Below are 17,579 nucleotides of genomic sequence, written 5' to 3' on the forward strand. Positions count from 1 at the left end.
TATCGGGCAGAGGTCATGGACGTTGATCCTGGGGTAGATGCGGACCAAGGCAGAAAGCCACTGGATTCCGCGCAAAAACCGCCCTGAAAGGAGTGAATTCGGGTTCACCGAAACACTTTCAACGGCAACCATCCTTGTGCCGCAAGCGATTGCGCTGGATTCACTGGAAACCGATAAAAAAACCGTCGTGAGGGTTGACACCGCCAAAACGGCTGTGTTTCTCTCGATCACATGTTGCATCACAACACGCCACTGCGAACCCACATTGAAGCCGCCGACACCGGCGCCGCCTCGCTGCGTTCGATTCTTGTGCTCGTACTTATTACCCAGCCAACAGGTGCGGGACGAGCCAGCGTGTAAGCAACAGACACACCGGAACTCATCAAAAACCCGCACCCGCCCCGGTGCGGGTTTTTTCATTTCAGGACCTGGTTTCAGACGCAACCACCATGACCAACGCTCAGTGCAAAGCCCGGACCCAGACCACCACCACGCCTCGTAGTGGCTGTGCCTGTGCGATGCGCGGCGCCCCCTCCCCCGCTTTCCCCTGACCGGCCGGCACGTCACCTCGACGACCGGCCGTTCTTTTTTTTTCTTCCCACCGCAAGGAACCTCCCCCATGAGCACCAACGACCTGCCCCAGACCAAGATCGCCGTCATCGGCTACGGCAGCCAGGGCCGCGCCCACGCACTGAACCTGCGCGAATCCGGCTTCGACGTGGTGGTAGGCCTGCGTCCGGGTGGCCCGACCGAGGTCAAGGCACAGGCCGATGGCTTCACCGTGAAAGCACCAGCCGATGCGGTAAAGGATGCGGACCTGGTTGCCGTGCTGACGCCGGACATGGTGCAGAAGAAGCTCTACGACGACGTGCTGGCTGCGAACATGAAACAGGGTGCGGTGCTGTTGTTCGCGCACGGCCTGAACGTGCACTTCGACATGATCAAGCCGCGCGAGGACCTGGACGTGGTGCTGGTCGCGCCCAAAGGCCCGGGCGCGCTGGTGCGTCGCGAGTATGAAATCGGCCGTGGCGTGCCGTGCATCTGGGCGGTCTACCAGGACAAGAGCGGCAAGGCGGCCGAGTACGCCCTGGCCTATGCGGCCGGCCTCGGCGGTGCCCGCGCCAACCTGATCCAGACCACCTTCAAGGAAGAGACCGAGACCGATCTGTTCGGCGAGCAGGCGGTGCTGTGTGGTGGTGCGTCGGCGCTGGTGCAGGCCGGTTTCGAGACCCTGGTCGAAGCCGGCTACCAGCCGGAGATCGCCTACTACGAAGTACTGCACGAGCTGAAGCTGATCGTCGACCTGTTCTACGAAGGCGGCATCTCGCGCATGCTGGAATTCATCTCCGAGACCGCGCAGTACGGCGACTACGTCAGCGGCCCGCGCGTGATCGACGCCGGCACCAAGGCACGCATGAAGGAAGTGCTGAAGGACATCCAGGACGGCACCTTCACCAAGAATTGGGTGGCCGAGTACGAAGCGGGCCTGCCGAACTACAACAGGTTCAAGCAGGCCGACCTGGAGCACCCGATCGAAAAGGTGGGCAAGGAACTGCGCGCCAAGATGGTCTGGTTGCAAGGACAGGCCGCGTAACCGCGCGGCCCTCCCCCACCCGCTTTGCAAGGTTCCCCCATGAACTCTTCCACACACCGCAGCGCGCCGCCCAACGGCGCGCGCTGGCTGACCCAGGCGCTGGAGGCCGAAGGCGTCCGCACGCTGTTCGGCTATCCCGGTGGCACCATCATGCCGTTCTACGACGCGCTGGTGGACTCGTCGCTGAAGCACATCCTGGTGCGCCACGAGCAGGGTGCCGCCCTGGCCGCCAATGGTTTCGCCCGCGCCAGCAACCAGGTGGGCGTCTGCGTGGCCACCTCCGGCCCGGGCGCGTCGAACCTGGTCACCGGCATCGCCGATGCGATGCTGGACTCGGTACCGATGGTCTGCATCACCGGCCAGGTCGGCACGCCGCTGCTGGGCACCGACGCCTTCCAGGAACTGGATGTGTTCGGCCTGACGATGCCGATCGTCAAGCACAGCTGGCTGGTGCGCAGCGTCGATGACCTGCCGCGCGTGGTGGCCGATGCGTTCCGGATCGCCCGCGAAGGTCGCCCCGGCCCGGTGCTGATCGACCTGCCCAAGGACGTGCAGCTGGCCGACGCCAGCCATCTGCCGGCCCATGCGCCCAGCAGCGTCGAACCGCCGCCGGCGCCGGCCGAGGCCGCCATGGCCGAAGCCATTGCCGCGCTGGCCGCGGCCGAGAAGCCGGTGGTCTACGCCGGCGGGGGTATCGCGCTGGGTGATGCGGTGCAGGACCTGCGCGATTTCGTCGAGGCCAGTGCCATCCCCACCGTGATGACGCTGCGCGGCCTGGGCGCACTGCCGGCCAGCCATCCGCAGTCGCTGGGCATGCTGGGCATGCACGGGACCCGCGCGGCCAACATGGCGGTGCAGGAAAGCGACCTGCTGCTGGTGCTGGGCGCACGCTTCGACGACCGTGCCACCGGCAAGCTGGCGGAGTTCGCACCGTTCGCCCGCGTCGTTCACATCGATGCGGACGCGTATGAGATCTCCAAGCTGCGCAGCGCCGATGTCGCCGTGCCCGGCAACGTCGGTCACGCCATCCGCGCCCTGCGTGCGGCCTTCCCCTCCCCCAAGGCCCACCAGGAGGCGTGGCGCAAGCGCTGTGCGCAGCACCGCGATCGCTTCGCTGCCCGCTACGATGCCCCGGGGCAACACATCTACGCGCCGGCGCTGCTGAAGCGCCTGAGCGAGCTGGCGCCGGCCGACGCGGTGATCGCCTGTGATGTCGGCCAGCACCAGATGTGGGTGGCCCAGCACTGCCGCTTCAACCACCCGCGCAACCACCTGACCAGTGGCGCGCTGGGCACCATGGGCTTCGGCCTGCCGGCGGCGATGGGCGCGCAGTTCGCCTGCCCGGACCGCACCGTGGTGCTGGTCTCCGGCGATGGCAGCTTCATGATGAACGTGCAGGAGCTGGCGACCATCGCCCGCTGCCGCCTGCCGGTGAAGATCGTGCTGCTGGACAACAGTTCGCTGGGCATGGTGCGTCAGTGGCAGGAGCTGTTCTTCGCCGAGCGCTACAGTGAAATCGACCTGTCCGACAACCCGGACTTCGTGGCATTGGCGCAGGTGTTCGGCATCGCCGCAACCCGCATCGACCACCGCGACGACGTGGAAGGTGGCCTGGCCGCGCTGCTGGCCGAACCCGGCCCGGCACTGCTGCACGTGGCCATCGATGCACGTGCCAACGTGTGGCCGCTGGTGCCGCCGAACACCGCCAACAGCACGATGCTGGAAAGCAACCCCGCCCATGCCCCCCAGGAGGTCCCCAATGCACTACCGGCTTGACCTGGTGCTGCACCCGGCCGAAGGCGCGCTGTTGCGCGTGATCGGCATGGCCGAGCGCCGTGGCTTCGCGCCGCGTGCGATCAGCGGTGCGCCGGTGGCCGCCGACGATGGCCGCTGGCACCTGCAGCTGGTGGTGGATGGCCAACGCCCGGCGGAAACGCTGTGCCGGCAGATCGAGAAGATCTACGACTGCGTGTCCGTGCAGGTCACCGCCGTGGAAGGAGCATCCGTATGAACACCCGTACCGTAGTGACCACGGTGCCGGTACGGAGGCGTCTTCTTCGCCGCCCGTTCCCGCATGCGGCGGTCGCCTGCACCCCGCTGGTGGCCCATGCCGGCCGCTGATGCCAGCCAGGAAAGCGATGTCGGCGACGTAAGCGTCGCCGACGTACTGGCGGCGCAGGCCCGGCTGCGCCGCTTCCTGCCGCCTACCCCGCTGCACCATGCCGAGCGCTTCGGCACCTGGCTGAAGCTGGAGAACCTGCAGCGCACCGGGTCCTACAAGGTGCGCGGCGCGTTGAACGCGCTGCTGGCCGGCCGCGAACGCGGCGATACCCGGCCGGTGATCTGCGCCTCGGCCGGCAACCATGCCCAGGGCGTGGCGTGGGCGGCCTACCGCCTGGACGTCCCGGCCATCACCGTGATGCCGCATGGCGCACCGGCCACCAAGATCGCCGGCGTCGCTCACTGGGGCGCCACCGTGCGCCAGCATGGCACCAGCTATGACGAGGCCTACGCCTTCGCCGTCGAACTGGCACAGCGCCATGGCTACCGCTTCCTGTCCGCGTTCGACGACGCAGATGTGATTGCCGGCCAGGGTACCGTCGGCATCGAGCTGGCCGCGCACGCGCCGGACGTGGTGATCGTGCCGATCGGTGGTGGCGGACTGGCCTCCGGCGTTGCACTGGCGCTGAAATCACAGGGCGTGCGCGTGATCGGCGCCCAGGTGGAAGGCGTTGACTCAATGGCGCGCGCCATCCGCGGCGACGTGCGCGAGATCGCCCCCGTCGCCTCGCTGGCCGACGGCGTGCGGGTGAAGATCCCTGGTTTCCTGACCCGACGCCTGTGCACCTCGCTGCTGGACGACGTGGTGATCGTGCGCGAAGCCGAACTGCGTGAAACCCTGGTGCGGCTGGCACTGGAAGAACACATCATCGCCGAGGGCGCCGGTGCGCTGGCGCTGGCAGCTGGCCGCCGTGTCGCCGGCCGCCGCAAGTGTGCGGTGGTGTCCGGCGGCAACATCGATGCCGGTGTCCTGGCCGGCCTGCTCACCGACATCCGTCCGCGCCCGCCACGCAAACCGCGGCGACGGCGCAGCGAAACCCCGCGCTCGCCGACCAAGGCCAGCGCCCTCGCCTCCCCCGCCTCTTCCCCTTCCCCCATGCAAGCCGTCGCACCCGCTGTCGAGGAGATTTCCCTGTGACCACCATCGAACGAATTACCACCCCGCGCATCCGCATCTTCGACACCACCCTGCGTGACGGCGAGCAGTCCCCCGGCTGCAGCATGAGCCCGCCGCAGAAGCTGGTGATGGCGCGTGCGCTGGACGAACTGGGCGTGGACATCATCGAGACCGGCTTCCCGGCCAGCTCGCAGTCCGACCGCGAGGCGATGGCGCTGATCGGCCGCGAACTGCGTCGCCCGAGCCTGAGCCTGGCGGTGCTGTCGCGCTGCCTGCAGGCCGATATCGAAACCTCGGCACGTGCGCTGGAAGCGGCAGCCAACCCACGCCTGCATGTGTTCCTGTCGACCAGTCCGCTGCACCGCGAGCACAAGCTGCGGATGACCCGTGAGCAGGTACTGGAGTCGGTACGCAAGCACGTATCGCTGGCCCGATCGTACATCGACGATGTCGAATTCTCCGCCGAGGATGCCACCCGCACCGAGCTGGACTACCTGATCGAGGTCTCGCGCGTGGCGATCGCTGCCGGCGCCACCACCATCAACCTGCCCGACACCGTCGGCTTCACCACGCCGGAAGAGATCCGCGCGATGTTCCAGCAGGTCATCGCCGGCGTCGCCGACATTCCCAACGCCGCCAACGTGATCTTCAGCGCGCACTGCCACAACGACCTGGGCCTGGCCGTGGCCAACTCGCTGGCTGCCATCGAAGGTGGCGCGCGCCAGGTCGAGTGCACCATCAACGGCATCGGCGAGCGCGCCGGCAACTGTTCACTGGAAGAGATCGCGATGGTGCTGAAAGTGCGCCAGGCCTTCTACGAGCAGGACAGTTCGATCAACACCCCGCGCATCGTCGGCACCTCGCAGCTGCTGCAGCGCCTGGTCGGCATGCCGGTGCAGCGCAACAAGGCCATCGTCGGCGCCAATGCGTTCGCCCACGAATCGGGCATCCACCAGCACGGCATGCTGCGCCACCGCGGCACCTACGAAATCATGCGTCCGGAAGACGTCGGCTGGGAGGACTCGCAGATGGTGCTGGGCCGCCACAGCGGCCGCGCCGCCGTCGAAGCGCGCCTGCGTGCGCTGGGCTTCTGGCTGGACGAAGACGAACTGAAGCTGGTGTTCGAGCAGTTCAAGGGCCTGTGCGAACAGCAGCGCGTGGTGACCGATGCCGACCTGCAGGCGCTGATGCAGGGTGGCTCCAACGCGCAGGGCTACCGGCTGGCCTCGATGACCATCAGCGATGTCGGCAGCCGCGCCAATGCGCTGGTGGAACTGTCCGACCCGGACGGCAATCGCGTGGCTGAGACCGCGCAGGGCGATGGCCCGGTCGATGCGCTGTTCGGCGCACTGTCGGCCGCCACCGGCGTGCAGCTGATGCTGGACAGCTACCACGTGCACAGCGTCGGCATCGGCGCCGATGCGCGCGGTGAAGCCAACCTGAGCGTGCGCCACGAAGGGGTGGAGTACGACGGCACCGGTACCAGCAAGGACATCATCGAAGCCTCCGCACTGGCGTGGCTGGACGTGGCCAACCGCCTGCTGCGCCAGCGCCAGGCCGCCACCCACAGCGGCACCGACGTTCCCGCTTCCGCCACCGCCTGAGGAACCCACCATGAGCGCCTTCGACACCCCCACCCCGGCCAGCGCCGCTGGCCAGCAGTGGAACGCCCAGGACTATGCGATCGATGCCGGCTTCGTGCCGCTGCTGGGTGGCGCGGTATCGCGCCTGCTCGACCCGCGCGCCGGTGAACGCATCCTCGACCTGGGCTGTGGCGATGGCGTGCTCAGCACCGAGCTGGCCCTCAGCGGCGCGCGCATCCACGGCGTGGATGCCTCGCCGGAACTGGTCATCGCCGCCCGTGCCCGCGGTGTCGACGCCCAGGTGATGGATGGGCACGCGCTGTCCTTCGACGGCGAATTCGATGCCGTGTTCAGCAATGCCGCACTGCATTGGATGTCCACGCCGGACCGCGTGCTGGAAGGCGTGCGCCGCGCCCTGCGTCCCGGCGGGCGCTTCGTCGCCGAGTTCGGCGGCCATGGCAACGTGGCCACGATCATCGCCGCAGTACAGGCCGCGCGTGCAGCGCATGGCCATGGTGCCAGCACGTTCCAGTGGTACTTCCCCACGGCCGACGCCTACGCCGACCGCCTGCGCCAGCATGGCTTCCACGTGCAGCTGATCGAATGCACGCCGCGCCCGACCGCGCTGCCGACCGGCGTGGCCGGCTGGCTGCGGGTTTTCGCTGCGCCGCTGCTCGACGATCTGCCGGCCGAGGCCCGTGCGACCGTGCGCGAAGCCGCCGGCGCGCTGCTGGCCGACCTGCCGCGCAATGCCTCCGGCCAGCCGCTGGCCGACTACGTCCGGCTGCGCGTGCTCGCCCGCCGCCGCTGACCGGCCTCTTTCATCTACATTCCCGATGTCCGCTCCTTCGTACTTCTGCCAGGCATACGCATGACCTCCGCACCCCGCACCCTGTACGACAAACTGTGGGACGCCCACGTGGTGGTTCCCGAATCCGACAGCGCGCCCGCCGTGCTGTACATCGACCTGCACCTGATCCACGAGGTGACCTCACCGCAGGCCTTCACCGAGCTGCGCGCGCGTGGCCTGTCGCCGCGCCGCCCGGATCGCACCAAGGCCACGATGGACCATTCCACGCCGACGTTGCCTGCTGCCGCCGACGGCTCGCTGCCCTACGCCAGCGCCGCCGCCGAAGCACAGGTCGCCACCCTGGCGCGCAACTGTGCCGAGTACGGCATCGAACTGTTCGACATGGCTTCCGACAACCGCGGCATCGTCCACGTGATCGCGCCGGAACAGGGCTTCACCCAGCCCGGCATGACCATCGTCTGCGGCGACAGCCACACCTCCACCCACGGTGCATTCGGCTCGCTGGCCTTCGGCATCGGCACCAGCGAGGTCGGCCACGTGCTGGCCACGCAGTGCCTGCTGCAGCGCAAGGCCAAGACCTTCGCGATCACCGTTGACGGTGCGCTGGCGCCCGGCGTCGGCGCCAAGGATGTGGTCCTGCACATCATCGGCGTGATCGGCGTCAACGGCGGCACCGGCCATGTGATCGAGTTCCGTGGCAGCACCATCGAAGCGATGGACATGGAACAGCGCATGACCCTGTGCAACATGTCGATCGAAGCAGGTGCACGCGCCGGCATGGTGGCGCCCGACCAGGTCACCTTCGACTTCGTCGCCGCTACGCCGCGCGGCCCCAAGGGCGCTGACTTCGACGCTGCCGTGGCGCGCTGGCAACAGCTGCGCAGCGATGACGGCGCGCGCTTCGACAGCGAAGTGCACATCGACGCCGCCGACATCCGCCCGACCCTGACCTGGGGTACACATCCGGGTACCGCGATCGCCGTGGATGCGCCGATTCCCGCCGCCAACGATGCCGCCGCGCAGAAGGGCCTGGACTACATGCACTTCCAGGCCGGCAAGGCGCTGGCGGGCACACCGGTGGACGTAGTGTTCGTTGGTTCGTGCACCAACGGCCGCCTGAGCGACATGCGCGAAGTCGCACAGGTGCTGCGCGGTCGTCGTGTCGCCGAGCGCGTGCGCATGCTGGTGGTACCGGGCTCGGAGATCGTCAAGCGCGAGGCCGAGGCCGAGGGCATCCACGAGATCGTGCGCGCGGCCGGGGCCGAGTGGCGCGAGCCGGGCTGCTCGATGTGCATCGCGATGAACGGCGATCTGGTCGCCCCCGGCCAGCTGGCCGTGAGCACCAGCAACCGCAATTTCGAGGGCCGGCAGGGGCCCGGTTCGCGCACGCTGCTGGCCTCGCCGATGAGCGCCGCGTGGGCCGCGGTGAACGGGCACGTCGCCGATACCCGCGAACTGTTCGCACAGGAGGTGGCGTGATGACCGGTTTCCGTACCCTGACCTCGGCCAGCGTGGTGCTGCGCCAGACCAACATCGACACCGACCAGATCATCCCGGCGCGGTTCCTGTCCACCACCGAGCGTGCCGGCCTGGGCCGCAACGCGTTCAACGACTGGCGCTGGCAGGCCGACGGTTCGCCGGTGGCCGACTTCGCCTTCAACCAGCCGCACAACGCCGGCCGCAGCATCCTGCTGGCTGGCCGCAATTTCGGTTGCGGCTCGTCGCGCGAACACGCCCCCTGGGCACTGACCGATCTGGGCCTGCGTGCCATCGTCAGCAGCGAGATCGCCGACATCTTCCGCGGCAACGCGCTGAAGAACGGCCTGCTGCCGATCGTGCTGGACGAAGCCGACGTGCAGGCGCTGATGCAGCGCCCGGACGACGAGCTGACCATCGACGTGGCCGCGCGTGAGCTGCGCACGCCCGATGGCCGCGTCTATTCCTTCCCGCTGGATGGCTTCTCGCAGACCTGCCTGCTGGAAGGCGTGGACCAGTTGGGGTATCTGTTGGGCCGTGTCCCTGAAATCGAACGTTACGAGAGTGAGCATGCACGCTGAGATTGTTGTCCTGCCCGGTGATGGCATCGGCCCGGAAGTGGCCGCCGCGGCAGTGGCCGTCCTGAAGGCCGTCGCCGACCGCTTCAACCACACCTTCACTTTCAGCGAGCACGATATCGGTGGCATCGCCATCGACCGCCATGGCGAACCGCTGCCCGCCTCCACCTTGGCTGCCTGCCAGGCTGCCAACGCCGTACTGCTGGGCGCGGTTGGCGGCCCGAAGTGGTCCGACCCCAATGCCAAGGTGCGCCCGGAACAGGGCCTGCTGGCGATCCGCAAGGCACTGGGCCTGTACGCCAACCTGCGCCCGGTGCGTACCCACGAGGCCGCGCTGCACGCCTCGCCGATCAAGGCCGAGCTGCTGCAGGACGTGGACTTCGTGGTGGTGCGCGAGCTGACCGGCGGCATCTACTTCGGCGACAAGACCCGCGACGCCGACAGCGCCAGCGACCTGTGCCGCTACACCGTGGCCGAGATCGAGCGCGTGCTGCGCAGCGCCTTCCGCCTGGCCCGGCAGCGCCGCGGCAAGGTCACCTCGGTGGACAAGGCCAACGTGCTTGAAACCTCGCGCCTGTGGCGTGACGTGGCCGCGCGCATTGGCCGCGAGGAGTTCCCGGACGTGGCGCTGGAGCACCAGCTGGTCGATTCGATGGCCATGCACCTGCTGGCCAAGCCACGCGAGTACGACGTGATCGTCACCGAGAACATGTTCGGCGACATCCTCACCGATGAGGCCTCGATGCTGGCCGGTTCGCTGGGCCTGCTGCCGTCGGCCTCGCTGGGCGAGCCGGGTGCGGTGGGCATTTACGAACCCATCCACGGTTCGGCTCCGGACATCGCCGGCAAGGGCATCGCCAATCCGTACGCCACGATCTTCAGCGCCGCGATGCTGCTGCGCCATTCGCTGGGGCTGGAAGCCGAAGCGGCCGCAGTGGAAGCCGCCGTGCATGCGGTGCTGGATGACGGCGTGTTCACTGCTGATCTGGCTGCGAAGGGCAAGGCGGTGAGTACGGCCGCAGCAACCGACGCGGTGCTGGCGAAGCTGGGCTGACCCGGTAGCGCCACGCCCTGCGTGGCGCGCTTTCCGCCGGATATCGTGCGCAGCCACCCATGGGGTGGCTGCACTGGTAGAGCCACGCCATGCGTGGCTGCGTTACTTGGTGGTGTACCCACCATTGACCAGAATGGTCTGGCCGGTCATCCACCAACCATCTGTGACGAGGAAGCGGATCCACGGCACGATATCGGCGATGTCGGTCAGCCCGGTGCGGGTGAACGCCGATAGCGCCGCCGCGGTCTTGTGGTAGGCCTGCGCATCGGCGCTCTCGGCCGGATAGAAGAACGGCGTGTCCATCGGACCGGGACCGATCGCGGTCACCGAAATGCCGCGCTCACCAAACTCCTTCGACGCCGCGCGGGTGAAGTGCTCGACCGGCGCCTTGGTGCCGGCGTAGCTGGAATAGAACGGCGTGTAGGCACCCAGCAGCGAGGTGACGAGGGTGCAGATGCGGCCACCGTCATTGACGTGGCGGCCTGCTTCCTTGAGGAAGAAGAACGCCGCCTTGGCGTTGACCGCGCTCATCTCGTCGTACTCCGCTTCGCTGATGTCCAGCAGCGGCTTCTTCAATACCTTGCCGACCGTATTGATGGCGATGTCGGGACGGCCGACTGCGGCCACGGCATCGGCGAACAGGCGCTCCATCGCTGCCGCCGAGGTCAGGTCGCCCTGCAGGGCCACCGCCTTGCTGCCGGCGGCCTGCACCGCGGCTACGGTCGCTTCTGCATCGGCCTGGGTAGCGGCACTGTTGTAGTGGATGACGATGGCTTTGGCGCCCCGTGCGGCGAAGTCGCGGGCGATCAGGCCGCCCAGGTTCTTGGCGCCACCGGCGATCAGCACGGTCTTGCCCTTGAGGGAATGCTCGGTCATGGCTTCGGTCTCGGGAGGGGGCTGCCCGGGGTGGCAACCCTGCCCTGACGACGATATCGTGCAGAAAAAGCGGATAAAGCCCGCCCCATTGACTTAACTTTCCAGAGCCAGCGAACAATGGACCGGATCGATCGCTTCCGCATCTTCACCCGGGTCGTGGAGTGCGCGAGCTTCACCCGCGCCGCCGACCAGCTCGGCCTGCCCCGCTCCACTGTCTCGGCAGCCATTGCGGAGCTGGAGCAGCGGCTCGGCACCCGCCTGCTGCAGCGTTCGACCCGACGGGTGTCCACCACCCACGACGGCGACGTGTTCCATGCCCGCTGCCTGCGCCTGATCGCCGAGGTCGAGGACGCCGAATCGCTGTTCCTGCAGGTCGACGCCCAGCCGTCGGGCCTGCTGAAGATCGACGTACCCAGTCGCATCGGCCGTCGCATCATCGCTCCGGCGCTGCCCGGGTTCTTCGCGCAGTATCCGCAGGTGGAAGTCGACCTGGGCATGACCGACCGCGCGGTGAACCTGATCGAGGACGGTTGCGATGCGGTGCTGCGGGTCGGCCAGCTGGGCGATTCCAGCCTGGTGGCGCGCACGCTGGGCCAACTCGACTTCGTCAACGTTGCCGCGCCGGCGTACCTGCGCGAACACGGCGTGCCGCAGCATCCTGCCGACCTGCCGCAGCACCGCGCGGTGAACTACGCGTCGCCGACCACGGCACGGGTGGAACCGTGGGAGTGGCAGGACGGCGGCCAACTGCGCACGCTGCCGATGCCCGGCTGGGTGCGTGTGAACAGCGCCGAGGCATCGATTGCGTGCTGTGTAGCGGGGTTGGGCCTTTTGCAGATTCCGCGCTACGACGTACAGGCCGAGCTGCACTCCGGCGCGCTGGTGGAAGTGATGCCACAGCACGTCGCACAGCCATTGCCGGTCACCCTGCTGCAGCCGCATCGGCAACACCGTGCGCTGCGCGTGCAGGTGTTCATCGAATGGTTGCTGCCGGTGCTACGGATCGGTCTGCAGCTGCGGTAGATCCATGCCCTGCGTGGTGCTTCTGTAGAGTCGAGCCACGCTCGACTCATCCCATCATCGCGCGAAGAGCAGCCGAGCATGGCTCGGCTCTACAGCAAGCAGGTCCCGCGCGCAGATCACTCCGCGCCATGCGTGGATGCATGCGTGCCAACCGAGGTTGGCACCTGCCTGAGGCGGTGGCCGTGGACGCCGGCCGGGGCATCACGCCCCGGATTCATCGGGCTTCACCCGGAACCAGGCCGCGTACAACGCCGGCAGGAACACCAGGGTCAGCACCGTACCGACGATCAGGCCACCCATGATCGAGATCGCCATCGAGCCATAGAATGCGCTGCGCGACAGCGGAATCATCGCCAGCACGGCTGCCAGTGCGGTCAGCACGATCGGGCGGAAGCGGCGCACCGTGGCATCGATGATCGAATGCCAGCGGTCATGCCCGGCATCGATGTCCTGCTGGATCTGGTCGATCAGGATCACCGAGTTGCGCATGATCATGCCGGCCAGTGCGATCGTGCCCAGCAGCGCGACGAAGCCGAACGGCGCCCGGAACAGCAGCAGGAACAGCGTCGCGCCGATGATGCCCAGCGGCGCGGTCACCAGCACCATCGCTGCACGCGAGAAGCTGCGCAGCTGCAGCATCAGCAGCGTGGCCACCACCACCAGGAACAGCGGCATGCCGGCCTTGATCGAGTTCTGGCCACGCGCCGAATCCTCCACGGTACCGCCGGTTTCCAGCAGGTAACCACTGGGCAGCTCGGCACGGATGCCGTCCAGTGTGGGCAGGATCTGATGCACCACGTCCAGCGCCTGCATGCCATCACTGATGTCGGCGCGCACGGTCACCGTCGGCAACCGGTTGCGGTGCCAGATGATGCCATCCTCGAAGCCGTACTCCATCGTCGCCACCTGCGACAGTGTGATGCTGCCACCGTTGGCGGTGGGCATCGACAGGCTGGACAGCAGCTCCAGCTGGTTGCGCTCATCGGCCGGCCCGCGCAGCAGCATCTCGATCTGGCGATTGCCCTCGCGATACACGCTTACCGATTGCCCGGCCAACGAACTGGACAGGAACTGGCTGACCTGGGCGCTGCTCACGCCCAGCGCGCGGGCGCGCTCCTGGTCGACCACCAGGCGCACCACCTTGCTCGGCTCGCTCCAGTCCAGGTTGACGTTCATCACGTGCGGGTTCTCCCGCACCTTGGCCTCGACCTGGCGCGCGATCGCCTGCACCTTCTCGATGTGCTCGCCGGAGATGCGCATCTGCACCGGATAGCCGACCGGCGGGCCGTTCTCCAGGCGGGTCACGCGCATCTGCACGTCCGGGAACTTCGGGATCACCTCGTGCAGCAGCCAGTCGCGGGTGCTTTCACGCGACGTGATGTCCTTGGCCAGCACCACGAACTGGGCGAAGTTGGTCGCCGGCAGCTGCTGGTCCAGCGGCAGGTAGAAGCGCGGCGAACCGGTGCCCACATAGGACACGTAGTTGGCAATGCCCTCGCGGCTGGACAGCAGCTTCTCCAGCTTCTCGGCCTGGGCCTGGGTCGAGCGCAACGAGGCGCCCTCGGCCAGCTCGATGTCCACCATCAGTTCCGGCCGGGTCGAGTCCGGGAAGAACTGCTGCGGCACGAAGCGGAACATCATCAGCGAGAACACGAACAGGCCGATGGTCGCCGCGATCACCCACCAGCGATGCCGCAGGCAGGTATCGAGGAAGCGACGGAAGCTACGATAGAACGGGCGCTGGTACGGATCGTGGTCGTGCCCGTGCTGCGGCGGCGCGATCAGATTGGCCAGCGCCGGATAGCGGTCGGCCCACTGCTGGCGCTTGGCGTGCCAGCGCGCGGACAGGCTGCCCGGCTTCGGCGGCTGCGGATTGAACAGGTCCGGCAGCATCTTGTCGCCCAGGTAAGGGATGAACAGCACCGCTGCGATCCACGACACCACCAGCGCGATGGTCACCACCTGGAACAGCGAGCGGGTGTATTCACCGGTACTCGATGCCGCAGTGGCAATGGGCAGGAAGCCGGCCGCGGTGATCAGGGTGCCGGTCAGCATCGGGAACGCGGTCGACTCCCAGGCGAAACTGGCGGCGCGCAGGCGGTCGTAGCCCTGCTCCATCTTGGTGGCCATCATCTCCACCGCGATGATCGCATCGTCCACCAGCAGGCCCAGCGCCAGCACCAGTGCACCCAGCGAGATCTTGTGCAGGCCGATGTCGAAGTAGTGCATGACGAAGAAGGTCATCGCCAGCACCAGCGGGATGGTCACGCCTACCACCAGGCCGGTGCGCAGGCCCAGCGAGAAGAAGCTGACCAGCAGCACGATCACCACCGCCTCGGTCAGCACCTGCACGAACTCGCCGACCGACTCCTCCACCGATTGCGGCTGGTCGGACACCTTGCGCAGCTGCATGCCGGCCGGCAGGGTCTTCTGCAGGCGCTCGAACTCGGCATCGAGGTTGGCGCCGAGCTTGAGGATGTCACCGCCATCCTTCATCGCCACCGCCAGGCCGATCGCCTCTTCGCCCATGAAGCGCATCTTCGGCGACGCCGGATCGGCGAAGCCGCGCTTGACCTCGGCGATGTCGCCCAGGTGCACGGTGCGGTCGCCGGCGCGGATCGGGAACTGGCGGATCGCTTCGATGTCGTTGAACTGGCCGGTCACCCGCAGCTGCACGCGATCGGTGGCGGTCTCGAAGAAGCTGGTGCCGGTCACCGCATTCTGGTCGGCCAGCGCCTGCTGCACCTGCTGCATCGACACACCCAGCGTTGCCAGCCGGGTGTTGGACAGTTCGATCCACACCTTCTCGTCCTGCAGGCCGACCAGGTCGATCTTGCCGACATCGGGTACGCGCTGCAGTTCCAGCTGGATGCGGTCGGCGTAGTCGCGCATCACTGCGTAGTCGAAGCCCTTGCCGGTCAACGCATAGATGTTGCCGTAGGTGTCGCCGAACTCATCGTTGAAGAACGGGCCGACGATCTCGCGCGGCAGCGTCGGGCGGATGTCGCCCACGCGCTTGCGCACCTGGTACCACAGGTCCGGGATCTGCCTGGAACGCAGGCTGTCGCGCGCCATGAAGATGATCTGCGATTCGCCCGGGCGCGAGTACGAGCGGATGAACTCGTACTCGCCGGTATTCATCAGCGCCTTCTCGAGCGGCTCGGTCACCTGCCGCGAGACCTGCTCGGCGGTCGCCCCCGGCCACAATGTGCGCACCACCATCGCCTTGAAGGTGAACGGCGGGTCCTCGGACTGGCCCAGGTGCTTGTACGACCATGCGCCGATCAGCGCGAAGGCCAGCATCGCAAACAGCACCAGCGGGCGGTTGGACAACGCCCACTCGGAAAGATTGAAGCGGCGCACCGGCTTACTCCCTGGCCTTGGCGGCAGCGGCCGGCGTAGCCGGCTTCAGCACGGGACGGTTCTGCCGGTCCACGGCGATCACCGGCTGACCGGCCCGCAGCAGGTGGCCACCCGCAGCAACCACCCAGTCACCCCCGCTCACGCCCGACAGTACCGGTACCGTCTCGCTGCCAAACGCACCGGTGGTAACCGTTGCGGCCTTCAGCGTGCTGTTGGCCGGATCGACCACCCACACGCTGGCGGCACCATTGGCACCGCGCTGCAGCGCGCCGAGCGGCAGCTGCAGGGTGCCGTGGCGGCCGGCACTGCTGTAGACGCGGGCACTCTGGCCCAGTTCGACGTCGGCCAGCGTATCGGCGGGCAGGCTCACCCGGGTCGCATAGGTGCGTGCCTGCGGATCGGCAGCGGCGGCGATCTCCCGGATCGTGCCCGGCAGGCGCTGGCCGGGGCGGTTCCACAACTCCACCTCGACCGGCTGGCCCACCGCATAGTCGCGGATGGTGGCCTCGGGCAGGTCGATCAGCACTTCGCGGCCACCGTCGGCGGCCAGGTTGAAAATGGTCTGCCCGGCGGACACCACCTGCCCGGCCTCGGCCTCGCGGCTGGCGATCACACCGTCGGCCGGCGCACGCAGCTGTGCGTAGCCGGCCTGGTTGCGCAGCACATCAAGGTTGGCGCGAGCGGCATTGGCCTGGCCCTGCGCGGCCTTGAACGCGGCGGACTGCTGGTCCAGCTGCGAGCGGCTGACCAGCTGCTGGTCGGCCAGCACCTGGTAACGCTTGAGGTCATCGCGGGCGCGCACCAGATCGGCTTCGGCTGCCGCCAGCTGTGCCTGCGAGGCACGGGCCTGCAGCGCGAAGTCGGCCACGTCCAGCTCGGCCAGCACGTCGCCCTTCTTCACCCGTTGCCCGGCATCGACGTGGCGCTTGACCAGGTTGCCGCCAACGCGGAACGACAGCGGACTTTCCTGTCGCGCACGCACCGTACCCGGGAACGCCGCCGGCGCCTGCCCGGCCTGCTCGCCGGGGTGAACCACCAGTACCGGCACGGCCGCCGGCGGCGCCTGTTCCTGCCCCGAACAGGCTGCCAGCGCAGCCATCCACACCATACCGCCCATCCAGCGCACGATCTTCATCGGTCAACGTCCTGAAAACGCAGGGTTGCAACTTAAGGAGGGAGCCGCGACTGCCGGCCCAATTTAATAAACCGGTCGGTATAGTATAAATATCGAACCGCTTGGTCTAGTATTGTCGCGATGAGTTCTCCCACTTCCCGCAAGCCGTCGGCCAAGCCCGCTGCCAAGGCCGCCGGACCCGGGCGCCCCAAGGACCTCGGCAAGCGCGCGGCGATCCTTGAAGCAGCCAAGGCACTGTTCATCGAACAGGGGTATACCGGCGTGAGCATGGACACCATCGCCGCTCAGGCCGGCGTCTCGAAGCTGACTGTGTACAGCCACTTCGGCGACAAGGAAACGCTGTTCTCCGAGGCGGTGCAGTCAAAGTGCATTGAAATGCTGCCCGACGCGTTGTTCGTAGCCGACGCGGACGGCCCGCTGCGCGACCAGCTGATCGGCATCGGTCTGGCCTTCTTTGAACTGATCACCTCCGACGCGGCGATCTCGATCCAGCGCATGATGATGGCGCCGGAGACCGACGAACGCCTGCGCGCGCTGTTCTGGAAAGCCGGCCCCGAGCGTACCTGCGAGGCGCTGGCCGATTTCCTGCGCGCCCGCGCCGAGCGCGGCGAACTGGATATCCCCGACTGTGCTCTGGCCGGCGAGCAGTTCCTGACCCTGGTCAAGGGCGAAGTGCACATGCATATGATGTGCGGCATGCCACTGTCACCCGTGGAATGCGACCCTCTTGCCCACGTGACCGCCAGCATCGACTTCTTCCTGCGCGCCTACGCGCCGCGAGGGGCCGGACCGGCTGAATAACCAAAACTGAACGAACCGGAGGTCGCGATGACTTCCGGCACTGCGACCCCGGCCCCCGGCAGCTGATGCTCTGGGCGCGCCGCCGGCCTCCGGCACCGGTAAAATGG

The 17,579-nt window shown here is 67.6% G+C and carries 14 protein-coding genes; 11 read left to right on the top strand and 3 right to left on the bottom strand.

Annotated elements, in window-relative coordinates; translation table 11 throughout:
* Positions 1-619: 619 nt before the first annotated feature.
* The 9 genes from ilvC to leuB all read left to right on the top strand — a co-directional run bounded on the left by ilvC (position 620) and on the right by leuB (position 10,274).
* A complete protein-coding gene (gene ilvC / locus ACMGRF_RS14870) occupies positions 620-1,594 on the top strand; it encodes a ketol-acid reductoisomerase (protein ID WP_014038401.1) in 975 nt (324 codons plus the stop codon).
* A gap of 39 nt (positions 1,595-1,633) precedes the next feature.
* Positions 1,634-3,370, top strand: coding sequence for an acetolactate synthase 2 catalytic subunit (gene ilvG / locus ACMGRF_RS14875; protein ID WP_414485359.1), 1,737 nt, complete (start codon positions 1,634-1,636; stop codon positions 3,368-3,370).
* Positions 3,354-3,605 (top strand): ACT domain-containing protein, encoded by a 252-nt coding sequence (locus ACMGRF_RS14880; protein WP_005419108.1) that lies wholly within the window; start codon positions 3,354-3,356, stop codon positions 3,603-3,605. Before ilvG ends, ACMGRF_RS14880 begins: the two co-directional genes overlap by 17 nt.
* A gap of 96 nt (positions 3,606-3,701) precedes the next feature.
* A complete protein-coding gene (locus ACMGRF_RS14885) occupies positions 3,702-4,793 on the top strand; it encodes a threonine dehydratase (RefSeq protein WP_049416714.1) in 1,092 nt (363 codons plus the stop codon).
* Positions 4,790-6,376: a 2-isopropylmalate synthase gene (locus ACMGRF_RS14890; protein ID WP_049440960.1), complete on the top strand. Its 1,587-nt coding sequence runs from the start codon at positions 4,790-4,792 to the stop codon at positions 6,374-6,376. The genes ACMGRF_RS14885 and ACMGRF_RS14890 overlap by 4 nt, the downstream gene beginning before the upstream one ends.
* A 10-nt stretch (positions 6,377-6,386) precedes the next feature.
* Positions 6,387-7,166 (top strand): class I SAM-dependent methyltransferase, encoded by a 780-nt coding sequence (locus tag ACMGRF_RS14895; RefSeq protein WP_049440957.1) that lies wholly within the window; start codon positions 6,387-6,389, stop codon positions 7,164-7,166.
* 60 nt (positions 7,167-7,226) lie between these two features.
* On the top strand, positions 7,227-8,645 hold the full coding sequence (gene leuC, locus ACMGRF_RS14900) for a 3-isopropylmalate dehydratase large subunit (RefSeq protein ID WP_049416709.1): 1,419 nt from the start codon (positions 7,227-7,229) through the stop codon (positions 8,643-8,645).
* Entirely contained in the window at positions 8,645-9,223 is a 579-nt protein-coding gene (leuD, locus tag ACMGRF_RS14905) for a 3-isopropylmalate dehydratase small subunit (RefSeq protein ID WP_099485857.1), read from the top strand. Before leuC ends, leuD begins: the two co-directional genes overlap by 1 nt.
* Positions 9,213-10,274 carry a 3-isopropylmalate dehydrogenase gene (gene leuB, locus ACMGRF_RS14910; protein ID WP_099485855.1) on the top strand — a complete coding sequence of 354 codons (1,062 nt, stop codon included), beginning with the start codon at positions 9,213-9,215 and terminating at the stop codon, positions 10,272-10,274. The genes leuD and leuB overlap by 11 nt, the downstream gene beginning before the upstream one ends.
* A 102-nt stretch (positions 10,275-10,376) precedes the next feature.
* Here leuB and ACMGRF_RS14915 read toward each other — a convergent pair whose 3' ends face one another.
* Complete coding sequence (locus ACMGRF_RS14915) at positions 10,377-11,150, bottom strand: SDR family oxidoreductase (protein WP_414485360.1); 774 nt, start codon at positions 11,148-11,150, stop codon at positions 10,377-10,379.
* A 117-nt stretch (positions 11,151-11,267) separates the two neighbouring features.
* Here ACMGRF_RS14915 and ACMGRF_RS14920 point away from each other — a divergent pair, with 117 nt between their 5' ends.
* On the top strand, positions 11,268-12,173 hold the full coding sequence (locus ACMGRF_RS14920; RefSeq protein WP_049416703.1) for a LysR family transcriptional regulator: 906 nt from the start codon (positions 11,268-11,270) through the stop codon (positions 12,171-12,173).
* Positions 12,174-12,374: 201 nt separating this feature from the next.
* Here the strand turns inward: ACMGRF_RS14920 and ACMGRF_RS14925 are convergent, their stop codons facing one another.
* Positions 12,375-15,536, bottom strand: a complete 3,162-nt coding sequence (locus ACMGRF_RS14925; RefSeq protein ID WP_049416701.1) for an efflux RND transporter permease subunit — start codon at positions 15,534-15,536, stop codon at positions 12,375-12,377.
* A 4-nt stretch (positions 15,537-15,540) separates the two neighbouring features.
* Positions 15,541-16,671 carry an efflux RND transporter periplasmic adaptor subunit gene (locus tag ACMGRF_RS14930; RefSeq protein ID WP_049416699.1) on the bottom strand — a complete coding sequence of 377 codons (1,131 nt, stop codon included), beginning with the start codon at positions 16,669-16,671 and terminating at the stop codon, positions 15,541-15,543.
* A 120-nt stretch (positions 16,672-16,791) separates the two neighbouring features.
* On the opposite strand from ACMGRF_RS14930, the gene ACMGRF_RS14935 reads away from it, so the two are divergent.
* On the top strand, positions 16,792-17,472 hold the full coding sequence (locus ACMGRF_RS14935; RefSeq protein ID WP_049416696.1) for a TetR/AcrR family transcriptional regulator: 681 nt from the start codon (positions 16,792-16,794) through the stop codon (positions 17,470-17,472).
* Positions 17,473-17,579 lie beyond the last annotated feature (107 nt).

Origin of the sequence: Stenotrophomonas sp. EMP41 (genome assembly GCF_047495535.1) — a bacterium.
GTDB lineage: Bacteria > Pseudomonadota > Gammaproteobacteria > Xanthomonadales > Xanthomonadaceae > Stenotrophomonas > Stenotrophomonas sepilia.

Excerpts from the sequence above, each read along its gene's own strand:
- leuC (WP_049416709.1), top strand. The coding sequence starts at position 7,227 with ATGACCTCCGCACCCCGCACCCTGTACGACAAACTGTGGGACGCCCAC.
- ACMGRF_RS14915 (WP_414485360.1), bottom strand. The coding sequence starts at position 11,150 with ATGACCGAGCATTCCCTCAAGGGCAAGACCGTGCTGATCGCCGGTGGC.
- ACMGRF_RS14880 (WP_005419108.1), top strand. The coding sequence starts at position 3,354 with ATGCACTACCGGCTTGACCTGGTGCTGCACCCGGCCGAAGGCGCGCTG.
- ACMGRF_RS14920 (WP_049416703.1), top strand. The coding sequence starts at position 11,268 with ATGGACCGGATCGATCGCTTCCGCATCTTCACCCGGGTCGTGGAGTGC.
- leuB (WP_099485855.1), top strand. The coding sequence starts at position 9,213 with ATGCACGCTGAGATTGTTGTCCTGCCCGGTGATGGCATCGGCCCGGAA.
- ACMGRF_RS14935 (WP_049416696.1), top strand. The coding sequence starts at position 16,792 with ATGAGTTCTCCCACTTCCCGCAAGCCGTCGGCCAAGCCCGCTGCCAAG.
- ilvG (WP_414485359.1), top strand. The coding sequence starts at position 1,634 with ATGAACTCTTCCACACACCGCAGCGCGCCGCCCAACGGCGCGCGCTGG.
- leuD (WP_099485857.1), top strand. The coding sequence starts at position 8,645 with ATGACCGGTTTCCGTACCCTGACCTCGGCCAGCGTGGTGCTGCGCCAG.
- ACMGRF_RS14885 (WP_049416714.1), top strand. The coding sequence starts at position 3,702 with ATGCCGGCCGCTGATGCCAGCCAGGAAAGCGATGTCGGCGACGTAAGC.
- ilvC (WP_014038401.1), top strand. The coding sequence starts at position 620 with ATGAGCACCAACGACCTGCCCCAGACCAAGATCGCCGTCATCGGCTAC.
- ACMGRF_RS14930 (WP_049416699.1), bottom strand. The coding sequence starts at position 16,671 with ATGAAGATCGTGCGCTGGATGGGCGGTATGGTGTGGATGGCTGCGCTG.
- ACMGRF_RS14895 (WP_049440957.1), top strand. The coding sequence starts at position 6,387 with ATGAGCGCCTTCGACACCCCCACCCCGGCCAGCGCCGCTGGCCAGCAG.